Genomic DNA, 16,817 nt, shown 5'->3' on the forward strand with positions numbered 1-16,817 from the left:
GACGGCCCCTCAGGCGGCGCTGCGGAAGCGGTTGATGGCGTCGATGTGCCGCGCACGCAGCTCGCTGTCGCGCACGCCGAGCCCTTCACGGGGCGCCAGCGCCAGGACGCCCACCTTGCCCTGGTGCAGGTTGTGGTGCACGTCGTACGCGGCCTGCCCGGTCTCCTCGAGCGCGTAGACCTTCGACAGCGTCGGATGGATGCGGCCCTTGGCGATGAGCCGGTTGGCCTCCCAGGCCTCCCGGTAGTTGGCGAAGTGCGAGCCGACGATCCGCTTCAACGACATCCACAGGTAGCGGTTGTCGTACTCATGCTTGTAACCGGAGGTGGAGGCGCAGGTCACGATGGTGCCGCCCTTGCGGGTCACGTAGACGGACGCGCCGAAGGTCTCCCGGCCCGGGTGCTCGAAGACGATGTCGACGTCCTCACCGCCGGTCAGCTCCCGGATCCGCTTGCCGAACCGCTTCCACTCGCGCGGGTCCTGCTCCCCGTCCTCCCCCCAGAAGGCGTAGCCCTCGGCACTGCGGTCGATGACCGCCTCGGCGCCCATCGCGCGACACACCTCCGCCTTCTGCTCGCTGCTCACGACACAGACCGGGGTGGCGCCGCCGGCCAGCGCGAACTGGGTGGCGTAACTGCCGAGTCCGCCGCTCGCGCCCCAGATCAGGACGTTGTCGCCCTGCTTCATTCCGGCGCCGTTGCCGGACACCAGCTGGCGGTAGGCGGTGGAGTTGACCAGACCGGGGGATGCGGCCTCCTCCCAGGTCAGATGGCGCGGCTTGGGCATCAGCTGGTTGGACTTGACCAGGGCGATCTCGGCGAGGCCGCCGAAGTTCGTCTCGAACCCCCAGATCCGCTGCTCCGGGTCGAGCATCGTGTCGTTGTGCCCGTCAGCGGACTCCAGCTCGACGGACAGGCAGTGCGCCACCACCTCGTCGCCCGGCTGCCAGGCGTTCACGCCGGCGCCGGTGCGCAGCACGACGCCCGCCAGGTCGGAGCCGATGATGTGGTACGGCAGGTCGTGGCGCCGGCCCAGCTCGCCCTGGCGGCCGTAGCGCTCCAGGAACGCGAAGGTGGGCAGCGGTTCGAAGATCGAGGTCCACACGGAGTTGTAGTTGACCGACGAGGCCATCACGGCGACGAGCGCCTCGCCCGGGCCGAGCTCGGGCACCGGCACCTCGTCCAGGTGGAGCGACTTGCGGGGGTCCTTGTCACGGGTGGTGAGCCCCTCGAACATCTCCGTCTCGTCCTTGTGCACCGTCACGGCGCGGTACGAGTCGGGCAGGGGCAGGGCCGCGAAGTCCGCGGCCGTGCCGGGCGCGGTGCCGCCCGGCGACGTCTGCTGGGTCGACTGCGCGAGGATCGCGTCCAGGATTTCCTTCACGGTGGTGCCTCCGGCGATGGGTTGTCTCCCCCCGCTGCGTTCGCGGGCGTGGCCCGGAGCGCGGGGAAAGCGTCACGGGGACGCTGGCGGGGACGTGGGGTGGTTCCTTTCCGGACGGGGCCGGAGTTGGTGTGCCGGCCGGGGGTGCCCGGTGCGGGGTGCCGTCGGTTCGGCGAAGGCGGCACGGTGGCCGTGCTGTGGCGGCCCGTGGGCGTGCTCGATGTGCTCGATGTGCCTGTGACGCAGGCGTCCGGGCGCGCCCACCCGAGGGCAGGCGGGGACAGGCGGCCACGGGGTTCCCGCAGGCCGTCCGCCCGGACTCCTTCAACGTATGGCACCGCGTGTCAGAAGACAAGGCACTGCGTGCCAAGAATTTGCCTCATCTGTCGCCTGAGCTGGTCAAATGAGCGATGATCGATCGTTGTTGTCCGTCCCGGGACTTCGGGCGGGGCCGGTGGGGCACGTGGCGTCCGGGGTGGTGTGCGGGCCGCTGCACCGGTTGCCGTGCGGGCCGGCGCTACCCGTCGTGCCGGGCGAGGTGAGGCGAGGCAGGGCGTGGCCGGGTCGGGCCCGCACGTCGTGCCCACGACTACGACGACGGCCGGACCGCACCGACGCCTGCGGGTGGCCGCATCCGGTGGCGCACCACGGGCCACAGGTCCCACGCCGTCTGGGCGGCCAGCAGCACCGCAGCGCCCAGCACGGTGAGCCGAGCACCCGTCAGCGCTGCCGCGTACGCCAGCAGTGCCGCACCGGCGGCCGGATGGCACCGGTGCACGCACAGCGCGAGCACATCCCCGGCGTGGGTCCCCCGGCTGCGCTGCCACACCCGCCGCCCGGCCCACACCGCGGCGACCGTCAAGCCCAGATACAGCAGCGCCGTGACGGGCCGCCGGGCGTCCTGGAACCAGTCGTGCACCACCCAGGCCATGCTCCACAGCAGGGCGCAGCCGGGCAGCGCCGTGGTCCGGGCGAAGACCGACCGCAGGTGGTGGTTGGGCCGCAGCACCGGAGGCTCGGGGACATGCTCGGCACCCTCCTCCTGGCGCCGCCGGCCACGCTCCTCCTCGGCCTTCGCCGCCCTGGCCAGCAACCCGTCCGTCTGCCGGCGCAGCCGGGCCGCCGCGTCCCGCTTGGCCACCACGGCAGGGCTGCGCTCGGCCTCCCGGACCCAGGCCCTGTGATCGGGTCTGTCGGAGGAGGCGGCACCGACCTCCCACCACGCCGGCTCGGAGGGATCGTCGGACGTGTCCGGGGCGGCCCCCTCCGTGGTGGCGTCGCCCTCCCGCTCCGACGTACCCACCTGCGCTGTCCGTCCGGCCCCGCGTGGTCGCCCGAACCACTCCCGCTCGCAGCGCACGACGTGCTCTTCCACCGCCGTCTCGGCGTCCCGCTCGCATGCCTCGGCGGCCCGGTCGGCGGCCGTGGCCAGCGACTTGAGCAGGTCCGCCTCCAGGTCCAGCACGCTGGTCCGCAACTGGCGCAGCCGGTACGCGTCGGTGAGCCGCAACGCCGTGTCCAGCAACTCCACCGCGTCGTCGGTGCGCCGGGCGTCCAGCCGGGCCCGGGCGAGCCGGTTCAGCAGCGCGACCGTGGTGCGCACGTCGTCGGTGCGCCGGGCCAGGTCGAGCCCGCGGGTCAGATGGTCGGCGGCCTCGTCGTGGGCGTCGCGGGCGGCGGCGCCGGCGGCGAGCGCATGGCAGGCGCGGGCGGCGGCGCGCACGTCACGGGCGGCTTCGGCCGCCGCCAGGGAGCGGGCGTACGCCCGTGCCGCCCGGCCCGGCTCGCCCAGGTCGTCCCAGCCGCACCCCAGCCCGTACAGCGAGACCGCGTACCGTGCCAGGTGGCCCCGGCGCCGCCAGCCGCGTGCCGCGCGGTCCCGGTGGTGGACGGCGGCGTGGGCGTCCCCCTGCGCCGCTGCGTGCTCCGCCAGGGCGTCGTCCATGTCCGGTGACAGCACCCCCATCCGGATGTGGACCAGGTGGCCGGCCTCGGCGCAGACGGCCGCCTCCCGAGCCCGCTGCACACCGTGGTACTGCCGGCTCATCTCGGTCAGCAACGCGGCCTCCCGGCCGTGCTCGCCGCGCTGGTGCGCCGCGGTGACGGCGTGCCCGAGCACGCTGAGCGCGTCGACGGTCCGGGCCTGGCCGGTCAGGTGGTCGATCAGCCCGGCGGCCAGCGCCGAGACGACGTCACACCGGCCCAGCCGGGCCGCCATCGCCACCACCAGGACCAGGGTGCGCCACTCCCGCTCCAGCCAGCCGTCGTCCGCGTCCGGTGCGTGCGCCGCGTAGTGCTGGACGAGCCGGTGCTCGGCCGCGGTGACCTCCGCCGGGCTCTCCACCGCGGTGCAACGCGATCGCGCGTACTGCCACAGCAGGTCGTGGCAGCGCACCCGGTCCGGGGTGCCGCTCTGCTCCAGCAGATGGGACGCGCACAATTGGCGCAGCCTGCGCCCTGCCTCGGGCACCGTGCACCCGGCCAGCGCCGCGGCCGCCGCGGTGTCCACCTCGGTGCCCGGGTGCAGGGTCAGCAGGTGCAGCATCCGTGCGTCGGCGGCGTCGAGCAGCGCCAACGAGGCGTCATACAGCGGAACGAGACCGAGCTCGGCGGGGCGTTCCTCGGGTTGCCGCAGTATCGCCAGGAAGTTCTGGACGGCGTCGTCCGGTTCGGCCAGCCGGCTCGCCGCGAGCCGGAGGGCGTGCGGAAGTTCGCCGCAGAGCCCGGCGACCTCCGCCACCAGGGGGTCGTCGGCCGCCCGCCCCGAGAGATCGGCCAGCAACAGCCGGGCAGCGTCGGGCCCAAGCCCTGGCAGGCGCACCTCGCTCACGTCGTCGCGGCCCGGGCTGCCGCGCAAGGTCACCAGCAACCGGTGCCTGCCGTCCGCGGGGATCACCGAGCCCAGCAGATCCGCGTCGGCCAGGTCGTCCACGACGATCAGACAGCCCTGGGGCTCGGCCGCGAGCGTGCCCCGCAACTGGCCCTCCAGGCCTGCCCGGTGCCGATCGAGCTGGTCACCGGGCAGGCCGAGCTGCCGCAGCAGCGCGCCGAGCAGGGCCTCGGCCCCGTCGATCCGGTCGCTCCGGTGGGCCCGTGCGTCCACGTAGAGGGCCGGTCCGGGATACCAGCCCCGGGCGCGCACGTCATAGGCGGTGTCCAGCGCGAGAGCGGTCTTGCCCACCCCGCCGGGGCCGGTGAGGCAGACGACGCCGGGTGCCGCCGCACGGCGCGCCGGGTCCAGCAGGGCCAGCAGTCCGGTCCGCTCACGGTCACGTCCGACCAGGCCCGCCGGTCGCGCCGGCAGTGTCCAGGCCGGCCGCTGCGGCGTGGGCGCGGACGCCAGGTAGACCGTCTCTATGTGCTGTGCCTGGATGACCGGTGCCTCTGCGCGTCCGCTGAAGGAGTTGTTCGCAGCCGCCTCGCCCGGCACCGGCACACCCCCGACAGTCGCGCTTCAGCCCGGGCAGAGCCTATCTCCAGTTGATCCCCGAGCGGTGTTCAGGAGAGCACCCGAGTACGCCGGAGTGCACCCGTCGCCCGCCGGTCCGCACCGGAGCGCACGGGTCACGGCGTCCTCCCGCGCAAGCGGCTCACTGCTCCTGGAGCGCCCCCTGGATGGTCCGCATGATCTCGTCCAGGGGCGCGTCCGTGCGGGCCACCGTCACCAGGACGTCGCCGGAGGTGGCCGCGGTCGCATGGGGAGCGCCGGCTTGCGGGGTGCGCCCGGCGCCGATACCGGTGCCGAAGGTCCTGCGGACGATGGCGAAGGCGTGGTCCAGCTGAGCCTCCACGTCCCCCTTGCCGTCGGCCCGCAGCCAGCGCCGCAGGACGTGGTTGTGCGCGGTGACCACGGCGGACGCGGCGACCTCGGCGAGCAACGGATCGTCGTTGGCGGCGTCGTGGTGGGCGTGCTCGTCGAAGTGGCCCAGCAGGTAGCGGGTGAACAGGCGCTCGTAGCGGGCGACGGAGGCGATCTCCGCCTCGCGCAGGGTGGGGACCTCACGGGTGAGCTTGTAGCGGGCGACGGAGATCTCCGGGCGCGCCGCGTACATCTTCATGACTTCCTTGATGCCGCGGCAGACCGTGTCGAGCGGGTGCTCGTGCGGGGGTGCCGCGTTCAGTACCGCCTCCGCACGGACCAGCGTGTCGTCGTGGTCCGGGAAGATCGCCTCCTCCTTGGAGCGGAAGTGCCGGAAGAAGGTACGGCGGGCGACGCCGGCCGCGGCCGCGATCTCGTCGACCGTCGTCGCCTCGTACCCTTTCGTGGCGAACAGCTCCATGGCGGCGGCGGCGAGCTCCCGGCGCATCTTGAGCCGTTGCGCGGCGGCGCGGGAGCCGGCGGTGCGTTCCAGGGGGTCGGACGGGGCTTGGCGGCGCATGGACTTGGCGGGCTGGGACATGCCCCGAACGTACTGCATCGGACCTGTCCGGCGCGCAGTCACCGGCCTTGCCCCGTTCGTCCCGGGCACCGTCCGTGGCCAGGCCGGGCCGGCCGCGGACGGTGCCGCCGAAGGGCGCGTACCCCGGGCCGGGGGACGCGGGGCCGTGCCGCGCGACGGTCAGGCACGCCGCGCATGTTCCCGGAAGCCCCGCCCGGTCTTCCGCCCGAGGCACCCCGCGGCGACCAGCCGCTCCAGCAGGGGCGCCGGCGCCAGGCCCGGCTCGCGGAACTCCCGGTGCAGCACCTGCTCGATCGCGAGGGACACATCGAGCCCGACCACGTCCAGCAGCTCGAAGGGACCCATCGGATAGCCGCCACCGAGCCGCATCGCCGCGTCGATGTCGTCGGGTGTCGCGTAGTGCTCCTGCACCATCTTGATCGCGTTGTTGAGATACGGGAACAGCAGCGCGTTGACGATGAACCCGGCGCGGTCGCCGCAGTCCACCGCGTGCTTGCCGAGCGTGGCGCACACCTCGTGGGCGGTGGCGTGCGCCTCGTCGCCGGTGAGCACGGTGCGCACCACCTCGACCAGTTTCATGGCCGGGGCCGGGTTGAAGAAGTGCATGCCGAGCACGTCACGCGGCCGGTCGGTGGCGCGGGCGCAGGCGATCACGGGCAGCGAGGAGGTGGTGGTGGCGAGCACGGCACCCGGCTTGCAGACCTTGTCGAGCGCTGCGAACAGCTCCCGCTTGACCTGGAGGTCCTCCGCCACCGCCTCCACGGCGAGATCGACGTCCGCGAGCGCCTCGTAACCGCCCACCGGCGTGATGCGGGCGAGCGCCGCGTCCGCCGCCTCGGGCGTGAGCCGGCCCTTGGCGGCCGCGCGTGCCAGCGAGCCGCCGATCCGGGACTTCGCCGCCGTCGCCTTGTCCAGGCTGCGTGCGGCCAGCAGCACGTCGTAGCCGCTCTTGGCGAACACCTCGACGATGCCGCACGCCATGGTGCCCGAACCGGCCACCCCGACCGAGCGGACCGGCCGCCCTGCGCCGGTGGCCCGCGTCTCCGGTCGCGGGGTCAGCGCGTCGGGAAGCACGGTGGCGCTGCCCGGGGCCTCGTAGGTGTAGAAGCCGCGGCCCGCCTTACGGCCCGTCAGGCCCGCCTCGGCGAGCTGGCGCAACACCGACGCGGGGGCGTGCAGCCGGTCGTGGGACTCGGCGTACAGCGCTTCCAGAACGGTGACGGCGGTGTCGATGCCGACGAGGTCGAGCAGCGCCAGCGGCCCCATCGGCAGCCCGCAGCCGAGCCGCATCGCCGCGTCGATGTCCGCACGGGAGGCATAGCGGGCCTCGTACATCGCGGCGGCCTGGTTGAGGTAGCCGAACAGCAGCCCGTCGGCCACGAACCCGGGCCGGTCGCCGACCGCCACCGGCTCCTTGCCGAGCTCGATCGCGAGATCGGTGACGGCACCGATGGCGTCCGGCGCGGTCAGCACCGAGGAGACCACCTCGACCAGTCGCATCACCGGCGCCGGATGGAAGAAGTGCAGCCCCAGCACCCGCTCCGGGTGCGCCGAGGCGGCCGCGAGCCGGGTCACGGACAGCGCGTTGGTTCCCGTCGCGATCACGGCCGTGGGGCGCACGATCGCGTCCAGCGCCCGGATGACCTGCTGTTTCGTCTCGTATGACTCCGGGGTCACCTCGATCACCAGATCGGCGTCGGCGGCGGCCGCGTAGTCGGTGAAGGTGCGCAGCCGGGCCAGCGTCTCGCACCGCTCGTCAGCGGTGAGCCGGCCACGGCGCACCGCGTGCTCGGTCGCGGCGTCCAGCGCGGCGGTGGCCCGGGTCGCGGCGGCGTCGCTGAGGTCGATGCCGATGACCTCGCGTCCGCTGCGGGCCAGCAGCTCGACGATGCCGGTGCCCATCGTGCCGAGGCCGACGACGGCGATCGTGCGCACCTCGCGCGCGGTGGCGGGGAGCCGGGGGGCTTCGGCGGGCGCTTCGGCCGCGGTGGACGGGGCCGGCCGGGCCGATGAGGGGAGGGACAGGGGAGCGACCATCGGGGAACTCCAGGGTGCGGGACAGGATGAGGGAAGGGGCGACGGCCGGCGTGCGCAGGGGTGCGAGGTCACGCACGCGAGGTCACGCGTGTGGCTGCGGGCGCTCGCGGACACCGCTACGGGGTGGGCGGCCGTGCGGTGTTGGGCGTACGCCGGCGGATGCGGGCGGCCGGCGCGCGGCGTACGCCCGCGGGTGAGGGGCGGCCACGCCCGACGCACCGACGAGCACACCGGCGCCGGCCGACCGCCGCGTCACCACGGCTACGGCTGAGGAGAGGGGTGTGGAGAGAGCCGGCCGGTTCTGTCCCGGAACCTGCCGTACCGCTGAGGTGGCACGCACAGCCGTGCCACCGAAAAGCCCGCCTGACGGGCCGTCCGCGGCCGATGTGGCCAGGACGGCATCGATCGTGCGGATGCCGAACCGCGAACCCGTACGGCGGCTGCGTCACCAGGCTGCCGAGAGGCTCGCTCGTATGAGCTTAACTGGCGAGTAACGAGCGCGCCAGGGGCTCCGTGTGCTTTCTTGCGCCCTGTCGCTGTGATCTGCGTCCCGGTTAAGGTCGGATCATGGACGAGGAGTTGCGCGTGCTCACGGAACGCTTACGCCGCGAGTCCGAAGGGGCGCCCGACCTCGAGCGCCTGGCCACCACGCGTGACCACGACGAGCTCGCGGCCGTGCTGACCGCGCCGGGCCGCCCGCTGTGGGCCCGCGAGTTGGCCGCCTTCCGGCTCGGCAGCGCAGGTGACCGGCGCGCGTTCGAAACGCTCGTGCTGTTGCTCAACCACCGCGACCCACCGCGCTGCGCCACCGCCGCCCGCGCCCTGGCCCGGCTCGGCGACCCGCGCACGGCACGCGCCGCTGCCGCGCTCGCCACCAACGAGCTGCGCGTCGCCTACGCCCTGCACCCCGTCAGACTGCTCATCGAACTGCGGGCACCCGAGTCCGTGCCCGCCCTCATCACCACCCTCCGCCGCCGTCTCACCCCCCACGACCCCTTCACGAAGGTGGCCTTGGCCTGCGTCGAAGGGCTGGGAGCGCTGGGTGACGCACGGGCCGGCGCGGTCCTCACCGAGGCCACCGCCCATCCGCAGCTGGCAGCGGCGGCGGCCGCAGCGCTGGCCCGGCTGCCGGGGTGAGGACGCCGCCGGCCGCCGGGAAGGGATGTCGTCCCGGCGGCCGGCGGCGACGGATTCACTCCGGCAGGATCGCGAAGGCCTCGACCTCCATCAGGAACTCCGGGCGCACCAGCGCCGCGACCTGCACCGCAGAGCTGGCGGGCAGTCGCGCGGGGTCCATGAAGGCGTCCCGGGCCTGCCGTATCGCGGGCATGTGGGCCATGTCCGTCACGAAGTAGGTCAGCTTCACGACGTCGTCGAAACCGGCGCCTGCGGCGGCCAGGCAGCGGCGCAGGTTCTCGAAGACCTGCCGTGCCTGGGCCGCCGCATCGCCCTCGCCGACCAGTCGGCCCTGCTCGTCCAGGGCGAGCTGACCGGAGACGGCCACGAAACGGCCGGTGCCCAGGACGACGTGGGTGTAGGCGGTGGAGGGGGCGACGCCTTCGGGTGCGGGGATGTGGGTGAGGCTGCTGTTCATGGCGGCCATTGTGCGCACCGGTCCCGCGGCGCTCACCGGTCACTCCTTCCCCGGCCGCCCGGTCAGGGCCGGAAGCCGAGCATCCGGTGCAGTGCGGCGCCGCGTGCCGAGGTGCTCTTGGTGCTCTGCGGCTCCGGGTCGGGCAGCCGCGGGCACACCGCGTCGACGGTGGCCCCGGTCCTGGCCCGCGGCAGCTTCCCGGACGCCAGATACGCCGTCAGGTGCGAGTCGAGGCAGGTGTTGCCGCTCAGGGTCACCCCGTGGTTGCCGCCGCCCTGCTCGACGACCAGGCGTGAGGCGCCCAGCTTGCCGTGCACGGTGATGCCGCCCTCGTACGGGGTGGCCGCGTCGTCGGTGGCCTGGAAGAGCAGCACCGGGGGGAGTGCGTCGGTGGCGATGTCCACGGGCCCTGCGGCCGGCACCGGCCAGAACGCGCACGGGGCGTTGTACCAGGCGTTGTTCCAGGTGGAGAACGGTGCCTTGGCGTGCGCCCGACCGTTGTCGTCGCGCCAGGTCTGCCAGTCGCGCGGCCAGGCGGCGTCACGGCACTGCACCGCCGTGTAGACGCTGTAGCCGTTGTCGCCGGCCGCGTCCACGGCACCCAGCTCGGAAAAGGCGGTGACCAGCGGCTGCGGGTTCCGGTCGACGACGTACGCGGCGAAGGCGGCGGCCAGGTCGGGCCAGTAGCCGTTGTAGTAGCCGCCCGGCAGGAAGGTGTCCTCCAGTTCCGCGGCGCCCACCTTCCCGCCGGCCGGGGCCCGGCGCACCGCATCCCGCATCGCATACCACGCGGCGGCCACCTTCGCGGGGTCGGTGCCCAGCCGGTACGTCGTGGCGTTCTTGGCGACCCAGGCGAAGAACGCCTCCTGGCGGGCGTTGAAGGCGTAGTCCTGTGCGAGGTTGTCGGTGTACCAGACGCCCGTGGGGTCGACCATCGAGTCCAGGACCATACGGCGCACCCGGTGCGGGTACAGCTTGCCGTACACGGCGCCCAGGTAGGTGCCGTACGAGTAGCCGAAGTAGTTGATCTTCGGCGCGCCCAGGGCCCGCCGGATGACGTCCATGTCCCGGGCGGCGCTGGTGGTGTCCAGGTACGGCAGCACATCGGCGTACTTCGCGCCGCACGCCCGGGCGAAGTCCCGTGCCCGGGTGAGGTTGGCCTCTTCGACGGCGGTGCCGTCGGGGACGCTCGGCGGGCGGACCGGCGCGAAGTGGCCCGCACGGCAGTCGAGCGCCGGCGTGCTCTTGCCGACGCCGCGCGGGTCGAACCCGATCACGTCATAGCGCGCCGCGACGTCCTTCGGCAGCGCAGCCGCCACGAACCCGGCGAGCCGCAGCCCGCTGCCGCCCGGACCACCCGGGTTGACCAGCAGCGGACCCTGGAACGAGGAGGCCGGAGCGGTGTGCGGCACGCGCGACAGGGCCAGGGTGATCTGCCGCCCACCCGGGTGGTCGTGGTCCAGCGGCACCCGTACGGAGGCGCACTGCAAGGTCGGATAGCTGTCGGTGGGGCACTTCCGCCAGGTGAGCGTGGTCGTACCGGGAGCGGCCTGGGCGGCCGGGCCGGGGGCGGCTGCCGCGCGGGGGCCTGTGGTGGGTGTGGAGATCGCGGTCGCCCGAAGGGCGGGGGCGGAGGCGGGGGCCACGGCTGTGGCGGTCGTGGAGTACGGGACGGCCGACACCGTCCCGGCCACCGCTGCGGCGATGCCGCACAGGGCGACGGCGCGTCTGTTCACTTGGGCTCCCGGGCGATGCGGTTCCTTGGGCCGCGGGTGCGGTCCAAGGGCATCGTCTCTGAAAGGGCGTCAGGAGTGGGGAGCCTTGGCCGGGGGTGACCCGAACGGAGGCCGTCGGGCCCCGGGGTGGGGCCCGGGGCCCGGTGGGTTGGTCGGCCGGGGGTCCCGGGTGGCCCCGGTGACCCCGGTGACCCCGGTGGCCTGGTGGCCTGGTGGCCGGTGGCCTGGTGGCCCCGGTGACCCCGGTGACCCCGGTGACCCCGGTGGCCAGGTGGGCCGGTGCCCCCGTGGCCCCGTGGGCCGGGTGCGGAAGGGGGTGGCCCTTTGTGGTGGTGGCGGTCTGGCGGTTTCGTGGTGGCTGGGGGGCGCAGTTCCCCGCGCCCCTTTTTGGGCGGCTTCGCGCCCCGTCCCGGCGTGTAGCCGCTTTGTGGTGGTGGGGGTGCGGGCTCGTGGTGGCTGGGGGGCGCAGTTCCCCGCGCCCCTTTTTGGGCGGCTTCGCGCCCCATTTCGGGTGGGCTCAGGTTTGGGGCTGCTTCGCGCCCCCCTCGGAAACGGGGGCTCAGAGTCAGAGCAGGGTCAGCTGGGTGGGCTCCGGGGAAGGCTCGTGGTTGCCCACGTCGGGTTCCGGGTCCCGTGGTCGGATGCGTCGGGTCAGGCCTGCGCGGGACGGGCCGACGCCGTACTCCCTCGCCAGTTCGTGAACCTGCCGGGTGACCCGGCGTTGGTACCACTTGGGGGCGTACGCCCCGGCCGCGTACAGCCGCTCGTAGCGCCGGACGAGATGCGGGTGGTGCTGGCCCAGCCAGGTCATGAACCACTCGCGGGCGCCCGGCCGCAGGTGCAACACCAGCGGGGTCACCGAGGTCGCGCCGGCCGCGGCGATCTCGCGCACGGTGGCGCGGAGCTGGTCCGGGTGGTCGCTGAGGAACGGGATCACCGGTGCCATCAGCACCCCGCAGCCCATGCCGCGTGCAGTGAGCGCGCGCACCACGTCCAGCCGGCGCTGCGGCGCAGGGGTGCCCGGCTCGACGGTGCGCCACAGCTCCTGGTCGGTGAAGCCCACCGACACCGCGACGCCGACGTCGGTGACCTCGGCCGCCTGTGCCAGCAGGTCCACGTCGCGCAGGATCAGCGTCCCCTTGGTCAGGATCGAGAACGGGTTCGCGTGGTCCCGCAGCGCGGCGATGATGCCCGGCATCAGCTGGTAGCGGCCCTCGGCGCGCTGGTAGCAGTCCACATTGGTGCCCATGGCTATGTGCTCGCCGTGCCAGCGCGGCGACGCCAGCTGGCGGCGGAGCACCTCCGGGGCGTTGACCTTCACCACGATCTGCGAGTCGAAGCCGAGGCCGGTGTCCAGGTCCAGATAACTGTGCGTCTTGCGCGCGAAACAGTAGACGCAGGCGTGCGAACAGCCGCGATACGGGTTGATCGTCCACTCGAACGGCATCCGGGACGCGCCTGGCACCCGGTTCACGATCGTCCGGGCGCGGACCTCGTGGAACGTGATGCCGCGGAACTCAGGCGTGTCGAACGTGCGCGTCGTCACCGCGTCCGCCCCGAACAGCGCGGCGTCCCGCCTCGGGTTGCCGTCCGCGGTCCGGGTGGGTTGGTCCCTGAGGTTCTCCCAGCGCATGACGCCTCCTCGATGCGTTCGGCGGTGGCACTCGACCCACAATAGAACACATGTTCCCTTGATCGTGCGCGGCACGCCCACCGGCGTGCCGCGGCGGTCCCCCCGGGTGGCGGACGCGGCCGTGTCCCCCGATTTGGGAGCCGGTGGGGACGGGTGGTTGGCTGGGGCACGTCCGTACCGACATGTGAGAACACGTGCATACGACTGCTGGAGGAAGTGCCATGGCGCAGGTCGAGGCCGCCACCGAACGGATCATCGCGGCTCAGCCGGACGACGTCTTCGACGCGCTGGCCGACTACAGCGGCACCCGGGAGTCGGTGCTGACCGAGCCCTTCAGCGAGTACGAGGTCCGCGAGGGCGGCGACGGCGAGGGCACGCTGGTGCACTGGAAGCTCCAGGCCACCAGCAAGCGGGTGCGTGACTGCCTGCTGGAGGTGTCCGAGCCCACCGACGGTGAGCTCGTCGAGAAGGACCGCAACTCGTCGATGGTGACGACCTGGCGGGTCACCCCCGCGGGCGAGGGCAAGGCGCGGGTCTCCGTCACCACGGTGTGGAACGGAGCCGGCGGCATCGGTGGCTTCTTCGAGAAGACCTTTGCGCCGAAGGGTCTCGCCCGGATCTACGACGGCGTCCTTGCCAAGCTCGCCGCGCGGATGGAGTCCTGACGGTCCGGATGGACCCGATGGTCCGGATGGGCCGGGCGGAGGTGCGGGGCCACCCTCAGTAGGGCGGTCCCGCAGCTGTCGAGGCGGGGGGTTGCCTTGCCCGGGTCCGCAAGGTCACCGGTTCGAGTGGTTTCCCGCAGCGCACGGGTGGCGGCCCGGAGCGGGTCCGACCGGGACGGACGCCCGCCGCCACCCCGCCAGCACACCGTTCGTCGTGCTTACCCCCACTTGCTCCTGTTGTCGCGCACTGCCAGAAATGGGCGGCGCAGGCGCGAGGAGGGGAGCACGACGTGGGTCGCACAACGCCGGTCAGCCGCACGACATCGTTCACGAGCCCGGCCACGAGCCCGGCCACGAGCCCGATCACGAACCCGATCGCGAACCCGGAGCGGACCGGCCGGACGCCGCCGGGCACCGTTCCGCCGGACATCGGCACCGGGCAGGTGGCAACCGGGCGGAGAGCAACCGGAGGGCAGGCCACCGGGCGGAATGTCGCCAGGCCGAAGGCCGCCGGACCGGAGGCCAACGGGCCAGGGACCGACGGGCCAGAGGCCGACAGGCTGAGAGTCGACGGGCCAGGGACCGACGGGCCAGAGGCCGACAGGCTGAGAGTCGACGGGCCAGGGACCGACGGGCCAGAGGCCGACACGCTGAGAGTCGACGGGCCACAGGTTCCCCGGCCGGAGGTCGCCCCGCTCGCCCGCTTCGACCCGTTCGTCCCGCTCGGGCCCGCCGGGTCCACCCCCTCCCGGCCGGCAGCCACCCGATCGGAAACCGCCCGCCCGGAACCTTCCCCACCGCAGAGCGAACCAGGCCCGGCCGGCCCGCCCCGGCCGGCGCCCCGGCGGCTGGGCCTCGTGCTCTTCGGTCTGCTGCTCGCCCTGCTGCTTGCCGCCCTCGACCAGATGATCGTCGCGACCGCGCTGCCGAAGATCGTCGGAGAGCTGCACGGGGTCGACCGGATGTCCTGGGCGATCACCGCCTACCTGCTCACCTCCACCGTCACCCTCCCCCTCTACGGCCGGCTCGGCGACCTCGTCGGCCGCAAGAGCGTCTTCCTGTGCGCCGTCGCGGTCTTCGTGGCCGGTTCGGGGCTCGCCGGCGCCGCACGGACCATGGACCAGTTGATCGTCTTTCGCGCGGTGCAGGGCATCGGCGCCGGCGGTCTGATGATCGGGGTGCAGGCGATCGTCGCCGACCTGGTGCCGCCTCGGGCCCGGGGGCGCGTCATGGGGGTGGTCGGCGCCGCCTTCGGCATCGCCTCCGTCGCCGGTCCGCTGCTCGGCGGCTTCTTCACCGATCACATGTCCTGGCGTTGGTGCTTCTACGTCAACGTGCCCTTCGGCCTGATCACCCTGGCCGTCGTCGGGCTCGTCCTGCGTCTGGAGAAGCCCCGGGACAGGGGAGCGTTCGACGGTGCGGGCGCGGTGCTGCTCACCATCGCCTCGGGGTGTCTGGTGCTGCTGTCCAGCTGGGGCGGCACGCGGTACGCCTGGGACTCGCGGCCCGTGCTCGTGCTCGCCGCCACCGGCGGCGGCGCGGTGCTGCTCTTCCTCGTCGTCGAACGGTTCGCCGCCCAACCGCTGATTCCGCTGCGGCTGCTGCGCGATCCGACCTTCGCCGCTGCCGCGCTCCTCGCCCTGATCACCGGCGCCGCCCTCTTCGCCACCGCCGGCTATCTGCCGACGTTCTTCCAGATGGCCGACGGCGCCGGAGCCACCGACTCAGGGCTGCTGATGCTGCCGCTGACCGCGGGCATCGTCAGCGCCTCCGTCGTCACCGGACAGCTCATCAGCCGCACCGGCCGCTACCGCCCGTACCCGATCCTCGGCGGCATCCTCTCCAGTACCGGCATATGGCTGCTGTCCCGGATCGGTCCGGACACCGGCCGGCTCACCTACAGCGCCTGGCTGGCGCTGCTCGGCCTGGGGCTCGGCCTCGTCATGCCGGTGCTGGTCCTGGCCGTGCAGAACGCGGTACGCCCCGCCGACCTCGGCGTGGCCACCGCCGCCGCGACCTACTTCCGGCAGATCGGCGGCAGCCTCGGCGCCGCCGTCTTCGGGACCCTGCTCGCCGACCGGCTGGCACGCGCCCTCGCCGGGCGACGTCCGGCACCGGGTGCGGCGGGTGGTCCGGCGCCCGCCGGCTCGGGCGTGCACCACGGCGCCGCGCCCGCCGTCGACTCGCTCACGCCGCAGCTCGTCCACGCCCTGCCCGCCCCGTTGCGCGACGGCTACGTCCGTGCCTACGCCGACGCCATGCCGCGGATCTTCCTCTACCTCGTGCCGATGCTCGTGCTCGGCCTGCTCATCGCCTTCTTCCTCAAGGAGACCCCCCTGATGTCCAGCGCCGCATCCCCCAGCGCCCCGCTCGGCACGCCCGCCGCCGCCCCGCCCGTCCGGGGCGTCGCGTCCTGGAACGGTGCCGATCCCGCCCACGGGAGCAGCGCAGAGGCGGCCGTGCCGGGCTCGCGTGCGCCGCACCCGGCCGGCGCGCCGCTGTCCGGTGCGGTGCGGCACGCCGACGGCAGCGTGGTGCCGCGCGCCGCGCTGACCCTGCTCGACGGCGCAGGCCGGCAGACCGGCCGGGGCGCCAGCGGCGACGACGGGCGATACGTGCTGTCCACCCCGGGCGCCGGCGCCTACGTGCTGATCGCCGCCGCCGGCGGCCACCAGCCGCGGGCCGTCTCCGTCACCGTCGGCGAACGTCCCGTCGAGCTCGACATCGTCCTCGGCGGCGCCGGCCGGCTCGCCGGCAGCGTGCTGACGCCCGACGCCGTCCCGGTCCGCGATGCCGTCGTCACGCTGACGAACGTGCACGGCGAGGTCGTCGCCGGCACCCGCAGCGAGCGGGACGGCGGCTACCTGATGACCGACCTCGTGGCGGGCGAGTACACGCTGGCCGCCAGCGCCCCCGCCTTCCGGCCCACCGCCCTGCCCATCACCGTGCAGGCCGGCCGCGCGACCCGGCAGGACATCGAACTGGCCGGCGGCGCGGTGCTGCGCGGCACGGTGCGCGCCTCGGGCGGCCGGCCCGTCGCCGAGGCGCGGGTGACGCTGCTGGACGCCGGGGGCACCGCCGTCGACACGCTCACCACCGGGGACGACGGTACGTTCCGGTTCGTGGACCTGGCGTCCGGGGAGTACACGGTGATCGCCGCCGGGTACCCACCGGTGGCCACGGTGCTCCAGGTGGCGGGCGGCGACCGCACGGAACGGGACCTGCACCTGGGACACGAGGACTGAGCACGCGACCGGGTCGGGACCCGTCCCGAAACGGCTCCCTACGCTGCCCCCGCACGCCGGCACCACGACGCGGCGAGTGGTCTGCTCCGGGGGCCTGGAGATCGGCACCGGATCAGTGATCTAC

Annotated in this window: 10 protein-coding genes; 3 read left to right on the forward strand and 7 right to left on the reverse strand. The window is 73.7% G+C overall.

Annotated elements, in window-relative coordinates:
- Positions 1 to 9 precede the first annotated feature (9 nt).
- The 4 genes from ccrA to NQO67_RS40545 all read right to left on the reverse strand — a co-directional run bounded on the left by ccrA (position 10) and on the right by NQO67_RS40545 (position 7,820).
- Positions 10 to 1,383, reverse strand: a complete 1,374-nt coding sequence (gene ccrA / locus NQO67_RS40530; protein ID WP_374119288.1) for a crotonyl-CoA carboxylase/reductase — start codon at positions 1,381 to 1,383, stop codon at positions 10 to 12.
- A gap of 589 nt (positions 1,384 to 1,972) precedes the next feature.
- Positions 1,973 to 4,819: an AAA family ATPase gene (locus tag NQO67_RS40535; RefSeq protein ID WP_255955577.1), complete on the reverse strand. Its 2,847-nt coding sequence runs from the start codon at positions 4,817 to 4,819 to the stop codon at positions 1,973 to 1,975.
- Between the two features lie 154 nt (positions 4,820 to 4,973).
- Positions 4,974 to 5,783 carry a TetR family transcriptional regulator gene (locus tag NQO67_RS40540; RefSeq protein ID WP_255955578.1) on the reverse strand — a complete coding sequence of 270 codons (810 nt, stop codon included), beginning with the start codon at positions 5,781 to 5,783 and terminating at the stop codon, positions 4,974 to 4,976.
- Positions 5,784 to 5,942: 159 nt separating this feature from the next.
- Complete coding sequence (locus NQO67_RS40545; RefSeq protein WP_305126881.1) at positions 5,943 to 7,820, reverse strand: 3-hydroxyacyl-CoA dehydrogenase family protein; 1,878 nt, start codon at positions 7,818 to 7,820, stop codon at positions 5,943 to 5,945.
- Between the two features lie 567 nt (positions 7,821 to 8,387).
- Between NQO67_RS40545 and NQO67_RS40550 the strand changes: the two genes are divergently transcribed.
- Entirely contained in the window at positions 8,388 to 8,957 is a 570-nt protein-coding gene (locus tag NQO67_RS40550) for an adenylosuccinate lyase (RefSeq protein WP_255955579.1), read from the forward strand.
- Positions 8,958 to 9,012: 55 nt separating this feature from the next.
- Here NQO67_RS40550 and NQO67_RS40555 read toward each other — a convergent pair whose 3' ends face one another.
- The 3 genes from NQO67_RS40555 to NQO67_RS40565 all read right to left on the reverse strand — a co-directional run bounded on the left by NQO67_RS40555 (position 9,013) and on the right by NQO67_RS40565 (position 12,783).
- Positions 9,013 to 9,414 carry a RidA family protein gene (locus NQO67_RS40555; RefSeq protein ID WP_255955580.1) on the reverse strand — a complete coding sequence of 134 codons (402 nt, stop codon included), beginning with the start codon at positions 9,412 to 9,414 and terminating at the stop codon, positions 9,013 to 9,015.
- 62 nt (positions 9,415 to 9,476) lie between these two features.
- On the reverse strand, positions 9,477 to 11,150 hold the full coding sequence (locus NQO67_RS40560) for an alpha/beta hydrolase (protein ID WP_255955581.1): 1,674 nt from the start codon (positions 11,148 to 11,150) through the stop codon (positions 9,477 to 9,479).
- A 565-nt stretch (positions 11,151 to 11,715) separates the two neighbouring features.
- Positions 11,716 to 12,783 carry an Rv2578c family radical SAM protein gene (locus tag NQO67_RS40565; protein ID WP_255955582.1) on the reverse strand — a complete coding sequence of 356 codons (1,068 nt, stop codon included), beginning with the start codon at positions 12,781 to 12,783 and terminating at the stop codon, positions 11,716 to 11,718.
- Between the two features lie 221 nt (positions 12,784 to 13,004).
- Here NQO67_RS40565 and NQO67_RS40570 point away from each other — a divergent pair, with 221 nt between their 5' ends.
- Both NQO67_RS40570 and NQO67_RS40575 read left to right on the forward strand, forming a co-directional pair.
- Positions 13,005 to 13,448, forward strand: a complete 444-nt coding sequence (locus NQO67_RS40570; protein ID WP_255955583.1) for an SRPBCC family protein — start codon at positions 13,005 to 13,007, stop codon at positions 13,446 to 13,448.
- 857 nt (positions 13,449 to 14,305) lie between these two features.
- On the forward strand, positions 14,306 to 16,693 hold the full coding sequence (locus NQO67_RS40575; protein WP_374119289.1) for an MFS transporter: 2,388 nt from the start codon (positions 14,306 to 14,308) through the stop codon (positions 16,691 to 16,693).
- Positions 16,694 to 16,817 lie beyond the last annotated feature (124 nt).

This window comes from Streptomyces odontomachi, assembly GCF_024435355.1.
Classification (GTDB): Bacteria; Actinomycetota; Actinomycetes; order Streptomycetales; family Streptomycetaceae; genus Streptomyces; species Streptomyces odontomachi.